The organism is Phreatobacter cathodiphilus (assembly GCF_003008515.1).
Taxonomy (GTDB): Bacteria; Pseudomonadota; Alphaproteobacteria; order Rhizobiales; family Phreatobacteraceae; genus Phreatobacter; species Phreatobacter cathodiphilus.
The window spans coordinates 3,461,380-3,477,043 of the sequence record NZ_CP027668.1; the positions used below are offsets into that span (position 1 = coordinate 3,461,380).

The window sequence follows — 15,664 nt, forward strand, 5'->3', positions numbered from 1 at the left end:
TCAGTCCGCCAGGGCCGCGGCGACGGCCGCGCGGTCAAAGCCCTTGAGGCCGATGACCACCAGCCTGCCCTCACGCGGCTCGCCGGCCGCGAAGGGCCGGTCGTAGTGGTGGGAGATCCGCCGTCCAACGCCCTGGATCACCAGCCGCATCGGCTTGTCGGCCACCGCCGTGAAGCCCTTGACCCGCAGCACGCCCTCGGCCTCCGCCGCCCGGGCGACGCGCGCGGTGAGCTCCTCCGGCGCCGCGACCTTCGGCAGGGCGAAGGCGGCGCTGTCGAAGTCGTCGTGGTCGTGGTCGGCCTCGCTCTCGTGGTGCGAGGGGCGGGCCGACAGATCACTCTCGGCCGCGGCACCGAGGCCGATGACGAGCGCCGGCTCGATCCGCCCGTGGGCGGCCTCGACGATCTTGATGGCCTTGGGCAGATGCGCCGCGATCTCGGCCCGCACGCGCAGGCGGTCGGCCTCGGAGAGCCCGTCGCACTTGTTGAGGAGGATGAGGTCGGCGCAGAGGATCTGGTCCTCGAAGACCTCCTCCAGCGGATTGTCGTGGTCGACCGCGCCGTCTCCGGCGCGCTGCGCCGCCAGCGCCTCCGGGTCGTCGGCGAAGGTCCCCTCCGCGACCGCCGGTCCGTCCACCACGGCGACGACGCCGTCCACGGTAACGCGCGAGCGGATCGCCGGCCAGTTGAAGGCGCCGACGAGCGGCTTCGGCAGGGCGAGGCCGGAGGTCTCGATGAGGATGTGGTCCGGCGGATCGGCGCGGCCGAGCAGCTTTTCCAGCGCCGGAACGAAATCGTCCGCCACCGTGCAGCAGATGCAGCCGTTGGGAAGCTCCACGATGTCCTCCGCCGTGCAGCCGGCGATGCCACAGCCGGCGAGGAAGGAGCCGTCGAAGCCGAGGTCGCCGAACTCGTTGACGAGAACCGCGAGGCGGCGGCCGCCGGCATTCTCGAGCAGGTGGCGGACGAGCGTCGTCTTTCCGGCACCGAGGAAGCCGGTGACGATGGTGCAGGGGATCTTGGTGGGGGTCATGGCGTGGCTCGGCCCAGCGGGGGAATGCGGGCGACGACGCCCTTGCGGATGAAGTCCGGGCGCTCGCGCCAGGGCACGAGCCCGTCGGCGGTGGCCTGGTACTGGGCGGCGAAGGCGACGAGCGGCCCGGCATGGGCCGCCGGGTCCACGTCGCCATAGACATAGGTCCAGCGGCCCGGCGCCGTGATGGACACCGTGCAGGGACGCTTGCAGACCGACAGGCACTCGACCGGCTCGACGACGACACGGGCGCCCGCATCGGTATCGGCCCCGATGGCCTCGCCGAGGGCGGCGAGGAGCTGTACGCCGGGACGCGGCGCGTCCGCGTCGGCGCCGGCTGCCCGGCAGGTCGTGCAGACCATCAGGCGAACGGGTTCGCATCCGGCCGAAGCCGGGCTTTCGACAGGTTGTGACATGGTGGCCTCGGCGTCAGGCGAGGCTTCGGGCGGCGATCACCAGGAAGACGAGGCCGACGGCGCCCATGGCGCCCGCGGCCGCGCGGAACCCCGCCGGGGCCTCGGCGCCGGCCGGGAACAGTCGGCGCGCAGCGAACGCGATGGCGGTGGTGATGGCGGCCTGCACGACGACGAGGCCGACGAGATAGGCGGCGATCGGCATGGGCTCGGCGCCCACCACGCTCTCGGCCAGGGCATGGCCGTGGGCGAAGCCGCCGACCAGGAAGGCGGAGCCGGTCACGGCGACCGGCAGGGCGGGATTGAGCACGGCGATCAGCGCGATGGCGACGAGGCTGCCGGCCACCAGGAGTTCGGCTCCGGGCAGGTCGACGCTGCCGAGGTGGGCGGCGACGCCGACGCCCATGGCTCCGATCCACAGCGCGGGCAGGATGAACCAGCCGCGGCCGGCACGGGAGGCGAGGAGGCCGACCACGACGAGCGCGGCGAGATGGTCGAGGCCGAGAATCGGATGGCCGAAGCCGGAGAGCAGACCCTGCAGGAAGGTGGTCGGCGTCGCGCCGCCCATCGGGTGGTGGGCGAGGGCCGGGCCCGTCGCGGCGAGCGCTGCGAGAGCGGTGGTCAGGGCGGTACGAACGATGGTCGACATCGCGGCAGTCTCCGTCAGGCGGCCGGACGCATCCGGCAAAGCTCCCACAGACGGAGCCGGACGCACGCGACGTCCGGACACAGCCGCCAGCGGAACACCCCGTCCGTTGGGCCTATGAGAAGCACGGGTGACGGCAGGTCTCCTGGCTCACGGCTTTAGCCCTGCACCGCCTTCCCGAACCTCGCAGTCCAGTGGCATTCGGCGCAGGGATCGCCGCTTACAGTTGCGGGGGCAGCCGCGGCGTCGCACCGCGTTCCCTTTTCACCTCCCGGGGGAGGCACCGTCACCCCCATAGGACTATCGGGGCGCTGCGCCATTTGCAATCCGCCCCGGCGGGCGCGGGACGTGTCCGGCCGCGCGGCCGGTTTGCAAGCGGCGCCGGGCTGGGCGATATCCGGCCCATGACCCTTCCCCCCCTCACCCTGGTCCTCGGCGGCGCCCGTTCCGGCAAGAGCCGTCATGCCGAGCGGCTCGTCGAGGCCGTCCCCGGTCCCTGGACCTACATCGCCACGGCCCAGGCCTTCGACGGGGAGATGCGCGACCGCATCGCCCTCCACCGCCAGCGCCGCGGAGCCGGCTGGAGCACCGTGGACGCCCCGCTCGACCTCGCCGGCGCCCTCTTCGCCGCACCGCCGGGCGGCGCCGTGCTGGTCGACTGCCTGACCCTCTGGCTCACCAACGTCATGCTCGCCGAGCGCGATCCTGCGGCCGAATCGCTGGCGCTGGTCGCCGCCTGCCGGGCAGCGCCCGGTCCGCTGGTCCTCGTCGGCAACGAGGTCGGGCTCGGTATCGTGCCGGACAATGCGCTGGCCCGCCGCTTCCGCGACGCCGCCGGCCGGCTGCACCAGGACCTTGCGGCCGCGGCCGACCGCGTGGTCTTCATGGTCGCCGGCCTGCCCATGCAGGTGAAATGAGGACGCGATGACGACCGACACGGACGAGGCCGCCCGCCATCGCGCCAAGATGGAGAAGCGCAAGGCGGTGCAGGACGCCGAGGTGGCGTCCAAGACCATCGAGAAGGGCCTGCTCATCGTCAACACCGGCCCCGGCAAGGGCAAGTCGACCGCCGCCTTCGGCCTCGCCCTGCGCGCCCTCGGCCACGGCTGGCGGGTCGGCGTGGTGCAGTTCATCAAGGGGGCCTGGGACACCGGCGAGCGCCGTGCCCTCGAGGCCTTCGGCGACCGCGTCGCCTGGCACACCATGGGCGAGGGTTTCACCTGGGAGACCCAGGACAAGGCCCGCGACATCGCCGCCGCGACCCGTGCCTTCGACAAGGCGCGCGAGCTGATGGCCGACCCGACCATCGGCCTCGTCGTGCTGGACGAGCTCAACATCGCCCTGCGCTACGACTATCTGCCGCTGGACGAGGTGGTCGCCGCGCTCGCGGGGCGGCGCGAAGGCCTGCACGTGGTCGTCACCGGCCGCAACGCCAAGCCGGAACTGATCGCCGCCGCCGATCTCGTCACCGAGATGGGGCAGGTGAAGCATCATTTCGCCGCCGGCGTGAAGGCGCAGAGGGGCATCGAGTTTTGACCCGCGCGCTGATGATCCAGGGCACGGGCTCGGACGTCGGCAAGTCGCTGCTGGTGGCCGGCCTCGCCCGGCTCTTCGCCAAGCGCGGCCTGACGGTGAGGCCCTTCAAGCCGCAGAACATGTCGAACAATGCCGCCGTCACCGCCGATGGCGGCGAGATCGGACGGGCCCAGGCGCTGCAGGCCCGCGCCGCCTTCGTCGCCCCCTCCGTCCACATGAACCCGGTGCTGCTCAAGCCCCAGAGCGAAACCGGCGCGCAGGTCGTCGTCCAGGGCCGGCGCATCGGCAATGCCGGCGCCCGCGCCTTCCAGGACTGGAAGCCGCGGCTGATGGAGGCGGTGCTGGAGTCCTTCGGCCGCCTGTCGGCGGAAGCCGACCTCGTCCTGGTGGAGGGCGCCGGCTCCGCCTCGGAGATCAACCTGCGGGCCGGCGACATCGCCAATATGGGCTTCGCCCGCGCCACGGGGACGCCGGTGGTCCTCGTCGGCGACATCGAGCGCGGAGGCGTCATCGCCAGCCTCGTCGGAACGAAGACCGTGATCGACCCGGCCGATGCCGCCATGATCAGGGGCTTCATCGTCAACCGCTTCCGCGGCGACCCGAGCCTCTTCGCCGACGGCATGACCGCCATCGCCGCGCGCACCGGCTGGGCGCCGATCGGGCTCGTCCCGTACTGCGCCGAGGCGGCGCGCCTGCCGGCCGAGGACATCATGGGCCTGAAGGCCGGTCTCGCCGCAGGCGAGGCCGGGCGCACCGTCATCGCCGTGCCGGTCATGCCGCGCATCGCCAATTTCGACGATCTCGACCCGCTGAAGGCCGAGCCGGGGGTCGAGGTGAGGCTGGTGGAGGCGGGCACGCCCCTGCCGGCCGAGGCCACGCTGATCCTCCTCCCCGGCTCCAAGGCGACCATCGACGATCTCGCCTTCCTGCGCGCGGAAGGCTGGGACGTCGACATCGCCGCCCATGTGCGGCGCGGCGGCCGAGTGCTCGGCATCTGCGGCGGCTACCAGATACTCGGCCGCACCATCGCCGACCCCGAGGGCATCGAGGGCGCCCCGCGCAGCGTTCCCGGTCTCGGCCTCCTCGACGTCGAGACGGTTCTGACCGCGGACAAGCGCCTCGTGCCGGTCACCGGTGCGGCGGGAGGCATCTCCTTTGCCGGCTATGAGATGCATGTCGGGGTGACGCGGGGCCCGGCGACGGAACGCCCCTTCGCGACCCTCGCGGGCGGCCGCGCCGACGGCGCCGTCTCGCCCGACGGCCGTATCGCCGGCACCTATGTCCACGGCCTCTTCGGTGCGGACGGCATGCGCCGCGCCTTCATCGAGAGCCTCGGCGGCGCGCCGTCCGACCTCGCTTACGAGGCCATGGTCGAACACGTCCTCGACGGCCTGGCCGCCCATCTGAAGCGCCATCTCGACATCGATCGATTGTGGGAGATCGCCGGCGGCGTCAGAGGCTGAGTGCCAGCAGGACCAGCACCGCGACGATCCCCCAGCCGATGGCGAGCGCCCGGCGGTAGAGCCTGAGCGCCGCGCGGATATCGCCGGCATGGGCCTCGATCCGCCCCTCGCCCATGAAGGCATCCGCCACCAGCACCGTGCCGTAAACCCGCGGCCCGGCGAGCCTGAGGCCGAGCGCGCCCGCCATGGCCGCCTCCGGCCAGCCGGAATTGGGCGAACGGTGGCGCCGCGCATCGCGCCGGACGCATCGCCAGGCTCGGCGCGCCGGCTCCGGACCGTCGAGCGCGGCGGCGGCGATGATCAGGCCCGCGGAGAGGCGGGAGGCCGGCAGGTTGACGAGGTCGTCGAGCCGCGCCGCCGCCCAGCCGAAGGCCTCGTGGCGCGGATTGCGGTGGCCGATCATGGAATCGGCGGTGTTGATCGCCTTGTAGAGCACGATCCCGGGCAGGCCGAGGAGGCCGAGCCAGAAAGCCGGCGCGGTGACGCCGTCAGAGAAGTTCTCGGCGAGGCTCTCGATGGCGGCGCGCGACACGCCGGCCTCGTCGAGCCGATCGGGGTCGCGGCCGACGATCATCGACACCGCCCGCCGGCCCGCCTCCAGCCCGCCGGTCTCCAGCGCCTCCGCCACCGCCGCCACGTGATCATGGAGGCTGCGCTGGGCGAGGAGGGTGGAGGCGAGGACCGCGAGCAGGAAGCCGCCGATCAGGCCCAGGGGTTCCAGCACGCTCTCGGCGGCGAGCGCGGCGCCGCCGGTCACCGCGAGGAGGATCGCGAGTGCCGCCACGCCGGCACGGCGGCGGGCCGGGGCGGGGCGATCCTCCCTGTTCATCCTGCGGTCGAGTGTGCCTATAAGGCGGCCGATCCAGGTGACCGGATGCCCGATCAGGCGGAACAGGCCCTGCGGATAGCCGGCGGCGGCCTCGACGACGAGGGCCAGGGCGAGGACGGCGAGAGGCGAGACGGGCGACATGAACGAGCCGGAATCCCTGTGGCACGGCGGCGATCTCGGCGAGGCCCGGCGCCTGTTTCCAGGCGCGCCCGAACCCTTCATCGACCTCTCGACCGGGATCAATCCGGTTCCCTACCCGCTTCCCGCCCTGCCTTCCAGCCTCTGGCAGCGCCTGCCCGCCGCCGAGGACGAGGCGGCCCTGCTCGCGGCGGCGCGCGGTGCCTATGGCGTGCCGGCCCATGCCGGCATCGTCGCCGCACCGGGAACACAGATCCTGATCGATCTGCTGCCGCGCCTGATGCCCCGCGGCACGACGGCGGTGCTCGGGCCGACCTATGGCGAACATGCCGCCGCCTGGGCCCGCGCCGGCCACGGGGTGCGGGAGGTCGCGACACCTGAAGAGGCGGCCGGCGCCGACGTCCTCGTCGTGGTCAATCCCAACAATCCCGACGGCCGCATCCTGCCGCGGGAGGCGCTCGCCGCCCTCGCCTCGGGCGGCGGTCTGCTCGTGGTGGACGAGGCCTTCGCCGACTTCACCCCGGCCGTCAGCCTGACACCCGCCCTGCCGCCCGCCACCCTTGTGCTGCGCTCCTTCGGCAAGACCTATGGCCTCGCCGGGCTCAGGCTCGGCTTCGCCGTGGGCGATCCAGCCCTCATCGCCCGCCTGTCGCAGGCGCTCGGCCGCTGGCCGGTGGCCGGCCCCGCCCTCGCGGTGGGGACGAAGGCCCTCACCGACGAGGCATGGTTCGCCGCCGCGTCGCTGGACCGGGCCGCCGATGCCGCCCGCCTCGACGCCATGCTCGGGCGGATCGGCACGATCGTCGGGGGCACCGCGCTCTACCGGCTGGTCGAAACCGACGAGGCGCCCGCCTGGTTCGCCCGCCTCGGCGCGGCCGGCATCTATGTCCGCCGCTTCGCGGGGAGGCCGCATCTCCTGCGCTTCGGGCTGCCCGGCGACGACGCGGCATGGAGCCGCCTCGCTGCGGTCCTCACCAAGGGCTGAGCCGCCCTGCCCTGCACGGCATGGCCGCGCTCGCCCGCACCTGCTTAAGCTGCCGCGACCGCGAGGAGACACCCCATGAGCGATCTCGAAAGCCGTATCCGGCGCCTCGAGGACATCGAGGCCATCCGCCACCTGAAGGCGCGCTACGCTGAATATGCCGACGAGAAATACACCGACGACCACCTGCGCAAGCCGCAGGAGGAGCTCGACCGCATCGGCCGGCTGCAGGCCGGCCTCTTCACCGAGGATGCCGTCTGGGACGGCGGCGAGCACTTCGGCACCTACCGGGGCCGCGAGGCCATCTTCGGCTTCGTCCGCAAGGGCGGCTGGAGCTTCGCCATGCACTATTTCCTCAATCCGAAGATCGACATCCACGGCGATCGCGCCACGGCCCGCTGGATGCTGTGGCAGGCCTGCACCCTCACTGCCGGCGACACGCCCTGCTGGATGGCGGGCATCGAGGACGACGAATACGAGCGCACGTCCGAGGGCTGGTTGATGAGCCGCATGACCTTCCGCCTGAAGTTCCAGACGCGCTTCGACATCCCCTGGACCGAGGTGCGCAACCTGCCCTTCCACCTGCAGGACCATCAGGCACGATGATCACCCTCGTGCGGGACGGCCAGCGGGCCGTGGTCTCCCCTCTCGGCGCGGAGCTCAAAGCCTGGTCGGTGGACGGCAATGAGCTCCTCTGGCCGGGCGATGCCGCCTGGTGGAGCGCCTCGGCGCCGGTGCTCTTTCCCATCGTCGGCTGGGCGCGGGACGGCATGATCCGCGTCGACGGCGTGGCTCGCCCCATGGGCGTCCACGGCTTCGCCGCCGCCAGCCGGTTTCGACAGGTGGCCGGCGACGGAGCGGCCAGCACGCTGGAGCTCGGCGCCGACGACGCCACCTTCGCGATCTACCCGTTCCCCTTCCGGCTGAGCGTGACCCATGCGCTGACCGACGCCGGGCTCGTCACCGAGCTCGCCGTCGCCAACGAGGGCGACCGGCCCATGCCCTATGCGCTCGGCCTCCATCCCGGCTTCCGCTGGCCGCTGAGCGGCAATCGCCGGGCGGGGCACGCAGTGATCTTCGCCGAACCGGAGGAGCCGTCGGTCCCGGTCATCGCGCCCGGCGGCCTGTTCTCGCCCGAGCGCCGCCCGGTGCCGCTCGACGGCAGGGGCCTCGCCCTCACAGACGCGCTCTTCGCCGCGGAAGCGCTCTGCTTCCTCGGCGCGCGCAGCACGTCCTGGACCCTGGAGGCCCCGGACGGCGCGCGCCTCACCATGGCGCTGGAGGGCTTTCCGCATCTTGCGCTCTGGTCGAAGCCCGGCGCGCCCTTCGTCTGCCTGGAGGCCTGGACCGGGCACGGCGACCCCGTCGGCTTCTCCGGCGACCTCGCCGACAAGCCCTCCATGCGCCTCCTCGCTCCCGGCGCCACGGACAGCGTGCGGATGAGCCTCGCCTTCACGCCGCGCTGATGCGCAAGGCCGCCGGCGGCTGCACCGGCTTTGCCGCGTCGAGATCGACCCGGCGGACCGGCCCGAGGCCCTGGGGAGGACGGTGGGCGATGACGAGGAAGGCCGTCGCCGGGAGCACCGCCCGCACCGCGGCGAAGACCGCTGCCTCCGCCTCCCGGTCGAGGGCGCTGGTCGGCTCGTCGAGCACGGCCCAGGCCGGCCGGTGGATGACGAGCCGCGCCAGCATCAGCCTTTGCTTCTCGCCGCCGGAGAGCCCTGACAGCGCGACGGCGACGTCGAGCCGGTCCGGCGCCGCGAGCCTGTCGAGACCGACCGCTGCAAGGGCCGCGAGGATCGCCTCGTCGCCGATGTCGTCGCGGTGGGAGGGATAGGTGACGGCATCGGCGAGACTGCCGAGCGGCAGGTAACTCTGCTGCGCCAGGAACAGGCCCGGCCCCGCCGGCAGGGCGACGTGACCCTCACCGTGCATCCAGAGGGCGGCGAGGGTGCGGGCGAGTGTCGTCTTGCCGCGCCCGGAAGCGCCGCTGAGCCAGACCACCTCGCCGGACGACACCGCGAGATCCTCCATCGTCAGGATGGCGCGGCCGTCGGGCGCCCTGAGGCTGAGGTCGCGCACCGCCATCCGGCCACTCGCATCCGACGTGCGGACGATGCCGCCTTCGCCGCGCGCGGCGGTGCCGCAATCGGCGAGGAAGCCGTCGAGGCGCCGCGCCGTGGCGACGAGTTCGGCGAGGTCGCGATAGGAGAAGATGAACCAGGAGAGCGTCGTCACCACGTTCTGGAAGGCCGAGGCGATCTGCATCAGCCCCCCGAAGGTGAGCCGCCCCGCGAGGAAGGCCGGCAGCGCCAGGAACAGCGGGATGCGCAGCACGGTCTGCATATAGGGGCGGGTGAAGAGGCCGAGCACCAGTTCGCGGTTCATCAGCCGGTGCCAGTTGTCGGCGACCGCTGCGAAGCGCAGGTCGAAGAGCCGCCGCTCGGCGGGCTCTCCGCGCGCGAAGGCGACGGCCTCGCCGTTCTCGCGCAGGCGCGCGAGCGCGAAGCGGAAATCCGCCTCGGTCTTCTGCTGCTCGACGTTCAGCGGGATGAGCGGCTTGCCGAGCCAGTGGGTGACCCCGCTGGAGATCGCCACGTAGAGCGGCGCGGCCCAGACCATGTAGCGGGCGATGGAGACCTCAGTTCCGAACAGAGTGAAGGCCAGGGGGAAGGTGGAGAGCGACCAGAGAATGGCGACATAGGAGACGAGGGCGACGAGATTGGTCATCAGCTCCAGCGCCTCCGTCGTCAGGCGGTAGACGAAGATGCGACAATCGTCGGCGATGCGCTGGTCCGGGTTGTCGAGACCGTTCTCCTGACGGTCGCGCAGGTGCCAGTAGGCCTTGTCGCTGAGCCAGGCGTCGAGAACGACGTCGGTTAAACCCTGCCGCCAGCGGATCTGCAGGAGCTTGCGCAGCCAGGCGGCGGAGAGATTGAGCGCCGCGCTGACGGCGACGAGGACGAAGAAGACGCCGATCTGCTGGGTCGCCGCCGGCACGTCGAGCTTCTGCAGCGCGGTGTAGAAGTCGTTGGCCCAGCGGATCAGCCGCACCGTCACGTGCACGCCCGCGAGCCCGAGGGCGAAGATGGTGGCGAAGAGTGCGATGCCGAACCGGCCGCCGGGCCGCCAGGCGCACTGGACGGTGAGCCGCCAGATGGGCGCGAGGCTGGTGAGCACCGTCCCGCCCGCCCGTCAGAGCGCCGCAGCCGGGCCGGTGAGCGTCAGGCCCAGCGGCAGTCCGCCGGCATCGAAGGCCTCGAGCCTGACGGCGCCGGCCGCCTCCGCGCGCGCCCAGCGGCTGACCGCCTCGGCCTTCAGGTGCAGGTGGAAGTCGGGCTGGATGATGTTGATGAAGCCCATGGCCGGCTTGATGTCGGCAACCGTGCCCGTCCAGCGCTGGACGAGGCCGGGAGCCGAGAAGACGACGCCGATCGTCTCGCCGCTGGCGCGCGCCGCATGGAGCGGCACCGCCCCGGGATCGGTCTCGGTGACCTCGGCCGGCCTGTCGCCCGACGGCGCCGGCCGCTCCTTCTCCGGCAGGGTGCCGCCGGTCGGAAGATCCGAGACGGCGGTGTCGAAGGGCTCGAGCCCGTCGAGCGCGATCATCGAGAACAGCGTCTCGCCTGCCGCGTTCTGGAACTCGATGCGCGGCAGAACCCGGTCCTTCATGCGCCCGGAGCGGTCGGCGACGACGCCGGTCACGACGGCGAGGTCGATACGGGCGTCATGGGCGTCCCCGGCGAGCCGCACATGGCCGTCCTCCAGCAGAACCTCGCCCACCGGCCCGATGCGCTCGTGCGTCGCCCCGTTGGCGGCGGCCGACAGCATGACGCGGCCCATGGCGCGCGTCGCCTGCGCGGCCTCGAGGACGGAACAGGCGAGGCGCTCGCGGATCGGTCGGGTGGCGGTCATGGCGGAAGTCCCTGGAGGTCCGATGGAAGGGCGGATGGCGGCCGGTCCTGGAAGGGCGACCGGCCGCCTGCTGCAACCCGCCGGGGCACCGGCGGGGGCGAAGGCGGGTCAGAAGTCGACGGTGAGGGTGGTCTTGAAGGTGCGGCCGGGGGCGACCTGCAGCTCCAGCGGATTCTGCTGGGCGGTCGCCGTCGTCGGGACGATGGAATAGGTCGTCCCCGTGCCGAGGTTCTGGAAATAGCGGGCGTCGAAGATGTTCTGCACGCCCGCCCGCACCGTCACGTTCTCGCGCGGCTTCCAGTTGACGAAGGTGTCGAGGGTGAACCAGCCGCCCGGCTTGTAGAGCGTCGTGGCGCTGGCGCGTTCGACGGGAGCGGAGAAGCGGGCGATGACCTCGCCGTCGAGGTTCCACTCGCGCTTGAACCAGCGCAGGCCCACCATGCCGTTGAACGGGCTCGCCGCGTCGAAGGCGGTGACGGCGGAGGTCGGCGTCGCCCGCTGGTTGCCGAACTGGTAGGAGAAGCCGGCATTGAGGATCAGGTCGTCGTTGAGACGGTATTCGGCCGAGCCCTCAATGCCCCAGAGCACCACCGACGACAGGTTGAGCGAGGTGTAGTCGTTCGTCCCCGGCACCTGCTGCAGGCTGGCGATGAAGTCCTTGTAGGTCGAGTGGAACACCCCGAGCGAGAACCAGCCGCGCTCGAAGCGCCCGCGGAAGCCGGCCTCGTAGACCCGCGCGCTCTCCGGTTTCAGACCCGGATTGGGAATGAGGTTGAACGAGGTGCCGGGCAGCGACATGTAGAGCTGCTGCGCCGTCGGCATCTTGAAGCCCTCGGCATAGCGGGCATAGACCGAATAGACCTCGGTCAGCTTGAACAGGGTGCCGACCTGCGGAATGAACCGCGTCGAGGTCAGTTCGCGAGGCTCCGCGCCCGGCGCGATGACATAGCCGGCACCGAGGCGCGGCGTGATGCGGTAGGTGGCGAGGCGACCGCCCGGTGTGATCGTCCAGCGCCCGTCGAGGAGCCTGATCTCGTCCTGCAGATAGCCGTCCGCCCGCACGGTGGTCGCATTGGCGAAGTTGAAGCCGCCGGCGATGGTGGTGGTGCTCACCCCCGTCGTCAGGTTGGTCGTCGTGCTCTGGCGGTAGTAGTCGGTGCGGGCGACGTCCCCCTGGAAGCCGTAGGTCAGCGTGTGGGTGGAGGGACCGAGGTCGAAGCGCGAGGTGAACTGCACGTCGCCCTGATAGAAGGTCTCGGAGTAGTTCAGGATGTCGCGCACCGTCCGGGTCTGCCCGGCATTGGCGGTGCCCGCCGCGCCCGTCTGGGTGCGCGTGCTGTCGAGGTCGCGGCGCTGCGGCGACCAGGTGAGGTTCCACCTCACCGCGTCGATCCAGCCCCAGCCCGGAGTCCAGGCGTGGGAGAAGGTCAGCCGCTGGCGCTCGAGTTCCTGCAGCCGCGGATAGTTGCCGTTGACCCAGCCGGACGATGTCACGCCGAAATCCCACATCTGCGTGGTGATCGTCGTCTTGTTGTAGCGCTCGTAGGCGAGGCGGAATTCATGGTCGTCGACCGGGTTCCAGACGAGCTTGGCAAAGCCGTTCCAGCGATGGGCGCGGAAGGGATCGGTGATGTTGCAGGGGATGGACCGGGTCGCCGGGCAGCCCCAGATGCCGCCGTCGGCACGGGCGGTGGAATAGGTCGGCTGCAGCGACGTCGTGTGGCTGAGCGAGACGAGGGCCTGCAGCACCGGCGTGATCTGGATGCCGGCGGTGCCGGTCTTGACGATGGACCGGTCGAAACTGTCGAAGCTGGTTGAGAGCCGCGCGCCCCATCCCCGCGGATTGCCGCGGATGAGGTCCTGCGGGTCGAGGGTGCGGAAGGCGACGAGGCCGCCCAGCGCGTCGGCGCCCCACAGCACCGAGGCGGGCCCGCGCATGATCTCCACCGACTTCATGTAGGGCAGGTCGATGAGGTCGCGCGTGCCGTCGGTGATGCGCTCGATGAGACGGGCGCCATCCACGGTGACCGCGACGCGGTTGCCGCTCATGCCGCGCACCGTGAAGCCGCCGAGGTTCTTCCACGGATCGGTGGAGGAGGTGACGCGTTCCACCGAAACGCCGGGCGTGTAGCGCACCACGTCCTGGATGTCGCGGACCTGGCGCTCCTCCATCTGGCGGCGGGAGATGACGTCGACGGTGGCCGGCACGTCGAGGCGCTGGCGCTCCTCGCGGGTGGCGGTGACCGTGATCTCATCGCTGCCGGCTGCCTGCTGCGCCGCCACCGGCCAGGCCGCCAGCATGGCGACGAGCGAAACCGTTGCGCCGAACGGCGCCAACCCCTTGCGAGACATGAGCCCACACCCCAAACCGACCTGAAGGATGGCTGGCTGGCGTGAGACGAAGGCGTTCAGCTGGCTGGCACGAAAAGCCTCACCGCGTCGGGTGGGCTGCATGCGTCACTAGATATGTTGACTTACGGTGTCAACATAGTTTCGCCGCAGGACGGTCACATTCCCTCCGTCGCCGGCTCAACCGTCAACACTCTGGAATGATTCACAAAAATACGCGGGCTCGGACGAAGTCGAGCAGGGTCGCCTCGGGCGCAGCCAGCACGGCCTCTCCGAGTCGGCCGGCCCAGTGACGCTCCGAGCCGTAGCGCAGCCGGCCGCGCCGGAGCCTGTCGGAGAGGAGGTGCAGGTCGAGCTCCTCGGTCATGCCGATGGCCCCGTGCACCGCATGGGCGATGGCGGTGACCTCGGCCGCCGCCTCGCCGATGGTGATCTTCGCCGTCGCCACCGCCTCCGGGACGTCCGGCGCGCGGGCGGCGAGGTCGGCGGCGGCGCGGGCGCCGTGCACGCGCTCGGTCATCACCGCAAGCTGCTGCTGCACCGCCTGAAACTTGCCGATGGGCTTGCCGAACTGCGACCTGTCGTTGGCATAACGCAGCGTCGTGGCGAGCATCGCCTCCATCGCCCCCGCCATCTCCGCCGCCTCGATGCGGGCCCCCGCGAGGAGCGGATCGAATCCGGAGAGGAGTGGACCGTTGGCGCCGCGCCAGCGCAGGCGGCAGAAGCTGCCCTCGCCCGTCGGCTCCTCCGCCGCCCTGCCGACCGCGAGCAGCATCGCGCCGCCTTCGGACGGCACCAGCACCGCGTCGGCAAACTCGCCTGCCGGCACCTGGGCCACGAGGTCGTCGCCGTCCCGCCGGGCCGAAGCCGCGAGCGCGATCATCCCCTCCGGCGCCGCCTCGCCCGCCGCCGCGATCGCCGCCCGCGCGGCCATGGTGGCGCCGAGCGGCAACGGCAGGGCGTGGCGGCCGGCCGCCAGCAGGACCGGCAGTGCCTCGGCGGCGGTCAGACCGGCGCCGCCATCGGCCTCGGCCACGAGGGCGTCGAGAAAGCCGGATTCAGCCAGCAGGCTCCAGACGGGAGCGGCGGCGGCGCGGTCCTTCAGGCCGCGCACGGCGGCGGGGGTCACGACCTCCGCCATCAGGCGGTCGGCGGTGTCGGCGATCAGTGTGTCGGTCATGGAAGGGCTCTACCTGAGGCCGATGCCGCGGGCGATCATGCCGCGCAGGATCTCGCGCGTGCCGCCGCGCAGGGAGAAGGAGGGCGACATGCTCACCGTATAGGCGAGCGTGCGCATGAGCGCGTCGGGCGGGGTCGCGCCGGGATCGGCGGCGAGCGCCGCGGAAATCGCCTGCGGAATCATCTGCTCGTAGGTGGTGCCGAGATCCTTCACGAGGGCGGCGTGCACCACCGGGCTGTCGCCGGCGACGAGGCGCGCGGTGACGCCGATCGACAGGGCGCGCAGCGCAGCGAGATGGGCCGCCAGCCGGCCGGCGAGCACGACATCGTCGCTGCTGCGCGAGGGCAGGCTCTTCAGATAGGCGAGCCAGGTATCGACCAGCACCATGGAGGAGAGGATGCGCTCCGGCCCCGAACGCTCGAAGGCGAGCTCGGCATTGACCTGCTCCCAGCCCGCCCCCTCCTCGCCGATCAGGGCCTCCGCCGGCAGCACCACGTCGTCGAAGGTGACCTCGGCGAAATGGGCGTCGCCCGAGAGGTCGCGGATCGGGCGGATGTCGATACCCGGTTGCTTCAGGTCGATGATGACCTGCGACAGGCCCTTGTGGCGGTCTTCGGTCGTGCCCGACGTGCGCACCAGAGCGATCATGTAGTGGCAGATCGCCGCGTTGCTGGTCCAGATCTTCCGCCCGTTGAGGCGATAGCCGCCGCCCGGCAGCGGCTCGGCGCGGGTGCGCACGCTGGCGAGGTCCGAGCCGGAATTGGGCTCGCTCATGCCGATACAGAAGAAGATCTCGCCGGCCGAGATTTTCGGCAGGTAGAAGGCGCGCTGCGCCTCGGTGCCGTAGCGCAGGATGAGCGGTCCCGACTGCCGGTCGGTGATCCAGTGTGCCGCCACCGGAGCCCCCGCCGCCAGCAGCTCCTCGGCGATGACGAAGCGCGCGAAGAAGCCGCGCTCCGCCCCGCCATAGCGCTTCGGCAGGCTCAAGCCCAGCCAGCCGCGCCGTCCCAGCGCCCGGCTGAAGGCGGGGTCGGCCCCCATCCAGGAGCGCGCCCGCTTCTCCGGCGGCATGGCCGAGAGAGCCTCGGCGAGGAAGGCCTTCACCTCCGCGCGCAGGGCTTCGTCCGCGGCGGGAATGGTCGCATGGGGCAGCGGCGCGAAGGTCGTCATGGCGGGCGTAA

15 protein-coding genes and 1 riboswitch are annotated in these 15,664 nt (G+C 71.7%); of the genes, 6 read left to right on the top strand and 9 right to left on the bottom strand.

From position 1 onward, the window contains the following. The 3 genes from cobW to C6569_RS16615 are packed head-to-tail and all read right to left on the bottom strand — an operon-like array spanning position 1 to position 2,094. Complete coding sequence (cobW, locus tag C6569_RS16605) at positions 1–1,032, bottom strand: cobalamin biosynthesis protein CobW (RefSeq protein ID WP_106749916.1); 1,032 nt, start codon at positions 1,030–1,032, stop codon at positions 1–3. Then, a complete protein-coding gene (locus tag C6569_RS16610; RefSeq protein WP_106749917.1) occupies positions 1,029–1,448 on the bottom strand; it encodes a DUF1636 family protein in 420 nt (139 codons plus the stop codon). The genes cobW and C6569_RS16610 overlap by 4 nt, the downstream gene beginning before the upstream one ends. A 13-nt stretch (positions 1,449–1,461) precedes the next feature. After that, the gene (locus C6569_RS16615) at positions 1,462–2,094 is read right to left on the bottom strand and encodes a HupE/UreJ family protein (protein WP_106749918.1); all 633 of its coding nucleotides are present in this window, start codon (positions 2,092–2,094) and stop codon (positions 1,462–1,464) included. A gap of 115 nt (positions 2,095–2,209) precedes the next feature. Further along, positions 2,210–2,394: riboswitch (cobalamin riboswitch) on the bottom strand. Between the two features lie 101 nt (positions 2,395–2,495). Here C6569_RS16615 and cobU point away from each other — a divergent pair. Genes cobU through C6569_RS16630 form a run of 3 tightly spaced genes read left to right on the top strand, consistent with a single transcriptional unit; the run spans position 2,496 to position 5,090 of the window. Beyond that, entirely contained in the window at positions 2,496–3,008 is a 513-nt protein-coding gene (cobU, locus tag C6569_RS16620) for a bifunctional adenosylcobinamide kinase/adenosylcobinamide-phosphate guanylyltransferase (protein WP_106749919.1), read from the top strand. A gap of 7 nt (positions 3,009–3,015) precedes the next feature. After that, a complete protein-coding gene (gene cobO / locus C6569_RS16625; protein WP_106749920.1) occupies positions 3,016–3,627 on the top strand; it encodes a cob(I)yrinic acid a,c-diamide adenosyltransferase in 612 nt (203 codons plus the stop codon). A gap of 11 nt (positions 3,628–3,638) precedes the next feature. Further along, positions 3,639–5,090, top strand: coding sequence for a cobyric acid synthase (locus tag C6569_RS16630; protein WP_106751098.1), 1,452 nt, complete (start codon positions 3,639–3,641; stop codon positions 5,088–5,090). Here the strand turns inward: C6569_RS16630 and cbiB are convergent. Continuing rightward, complete coding sequence (gene cbiB / locus C6569_RS16635) at positions 5,080–6,060, bottom strand: adenosylcobinamide-phosphate synthase CbiB (protein WP_106749921.1); 981 nt, start codon at positions 6,058–6,060, stop codon at positions 5,080–5,082. The two genes, C6569_RS16630 and cbiB, sit on opposite strands and share 11 nt — an antisense overlap. On the opposite strand from cbiB, the gene cobD reads away from it, so the two are divergent. The 3 genes from cobD (at position 6,059) to C6569_RS16650 (ending at position 8,505) form a co-directional block, all read left to right on the top strand. Next, positions 6,059–7,042 carry a threonine-phosphate decarboxylase CobD gene (gene cobD, locus C6569_RS16640; protein ID WP_106749922.1) on the top strand — a complete coding sequence of 328 codons (984 nt, stop codon included), beginning with the start codon at positions 6,059–6,061 and terminating at the stop codon, positions 7,040–7,042. The genes cbiB and cobD overlap by 2 nt on opposite strands. A gap of 75 nt (positions 7,043–7,117) precedes the next feature. Further along, positions 7,118–7,645, top strand: coding sequence for a nuclear transport factor 2 family protein (locus tag C6569_RS16645; RefSeq protein WP_106749923.1), 528 nt, complete (start codon positions 7,118–7,120; stop codon positions 7,643–7,645). Beyond that, the gene (locus tag C6569_RS16650) at positions 7,642–8,505 is read left to right on the top strand and encodes an aldose 1-epimerase family protein (protein WP_106749924.1); all 864 of its coding nucleotides are present in this window, start codon (positions 7,642–7,644) and stop codon (positions 8,503–8,505) included. The genes C6569_RS16645 and C6569_RS16650 overlap by 4 nt, the downstream gene beginning before the upstream one ends. Here C6569_RS16650 and C6569_RS16655 read toward each other — a convergent pair. From C6569_RS16655 to C6569_RS16675, 5 genes are all read right to left on the bottom strand, one after another. After that, positions 8,492–10,219 carry an ABC transporter ATP-binding protein/permease gene (locus C6569_RS16655; RefSeq protein WP_106749925.1) on the bottom strand — a complete coding sequence of 576 codons (1,728 nt, stop codon included), beginning with the start codon at positions 10,217–10,219 and terminating at the stop codon, positions 8,492–8,494. The two genes, C6569_RS16650 and C6569_RS16655, sit on opposite strands and share 14 nt — an antisense overlap. A gap of 15 nt (positions 10,220–10,234) precedes the next feature. Continuing rightward, positions 10,235–10,954: a hypothetical protein gene (locus C6569_RS16660; protein WP_106749926.1), complete on the bottom strand. Its 720-nt coding sequence runs from the start codon at positions 10,952–10,954 to the stop codon at positions 10,235–10,237. 108 nt (positions 10,955–11,062) lie between these two features. Further along, entirely contained in the window at positions 11,063–13,306 is a 2,244-nt protein-coding gene (locus tag C6569_RS16665) for a TonB-dependent hemoglobin/transferrin/lactoferrin family receptor (RefSeq protein ID WP_181313791.1), read from the bottom strand. A 202-nt stretch (positions 13,307–13,508) separates the two neighbouring features. Next, positions 13,509–14,483, bottom strand: a complete 975-nt coding sequence (locus C6569_RS16670) for an acyl-CoA dehydrogenase family protein (protein WP_106749928.1) — start codon at positions 14,481–14,483, stop codon at positions 13,509–13,511. A gap of 9 nt (positions 14,484–14,492) precedes the next feature. Further along, positions 14,493–15,653 (bottom strand): acyl-CoA dehydrogenase family protein, encoded by a 1,161-nt coding sequence (locus C6569_RS16675; RefSeq protein ID WP_106749929.1) that lies wholly within the window; start codon positions 15,651–15,653, stop codon positions 14,493–14,495. Positions 15,654–15,664 lie beyond the last annotated feature (11 nt).

Excerpts from the sequence above, each read along its gene's own strand:
- cobW (WP_106749916.1), bottom strand. The coding sequence starts at position 1,032 with ATGACCCCCACCAAGATCCCCTGCACCATCGTCACCGGCTTCCTCGGT.
- C6569_RS16610 (WP_106749917.1), bottom strand. The coding sequence starts at position 1,448 with ATGTCACAACCTGTCGAAAGCCCGGCTTCGGCCGGATGCGAACCCGTT.
- C6569_RS16615 (WP_106749918.1), bottom strand. The coding sequence starts at position 2,094 with ATGTCGACCATCGTTCGTACCGCCCTGACCACCGCTCTCGCAGCGCTC.
- cobU (WP_106749919.1), top strand. The coding sequence starts at position 2,496 with ATGACCCTTCCCCCCCTCACCCTGGTCCTCGGCGGCGCCCGTTCCGGC.
- cobO (WP_106749920.1), top strand. The coding sequence starts at position 3,016 with ATGACGACCGACACGGACGAGGCCGCCCGCCATCGCGCCAAGATGGAG.
- C6569_RS16630 (WP_106751098.1), top strand. The coding sequence starts at position 3,639 with ATGATCCAGGGCACGGGCTCGGACGTCGGCAAGTCGCTGCTGGTGGCC.
- cobD (WP_106749922.1), top strand. The coding sequence starts at position 6,059 with ATGAACGAGCCGGAATCCCTGTGGCACGGCGGCGATCTCGGCGAGGCC.
- cbiB (WP_106749921.1), bottom strand. The coding sequence starts at position 6,060 with ATGTCGCCCGTCTCGCCTCTCGCCGTCCTCGCCCTGGCCCTCGTCGTC.
- C6569_RS16645 (WP_106749923.1), top strand. The coding sequence starts at position 7,118 with ATGAGCGATCTCGAAAGCCGTATCCGGCGCCTCGAGGACATCGAGGCC.
- C6569_RS16650 (WP_106749924.1), top strand. The coding sequence starts at position 7,642 with ATGATCACCCTCGTGCGGGACGGCCAGCGGGCCGTGGTCTCCCCTCTC.
- C6569_RS16660 (WP_106749926.1), bottom strand. The coding sequence starts at position 10,954 with ATGACCGCCACCCGACCGATCCGCGAGCGCCTCGCCTGTTCCGTCCTC.
- C6569_RS16665 (WP_181313791.1), bottom strand. The coding sequence starts at position 13,306 with ATGTCTCGCAAGGGGTTGGCGCCGTTCGGCGCAACGGTTTCGCTCGTC.
- C6569_RS16670 (WP_106749928.1), bottom strand. The coding sequence starts at position 14,483 with ATGACCGACACACTGATCGCCGACACCGCCGACCGCCTGATGGCGGAG.
- C6569_RS16675 (WP_106749929.1), bottom strand. The coding sequence starts at position 15,653 with ATGACGACCTTCGCGCCGCTGCCCCATGCGACCATTCCCGCCGCGGAC.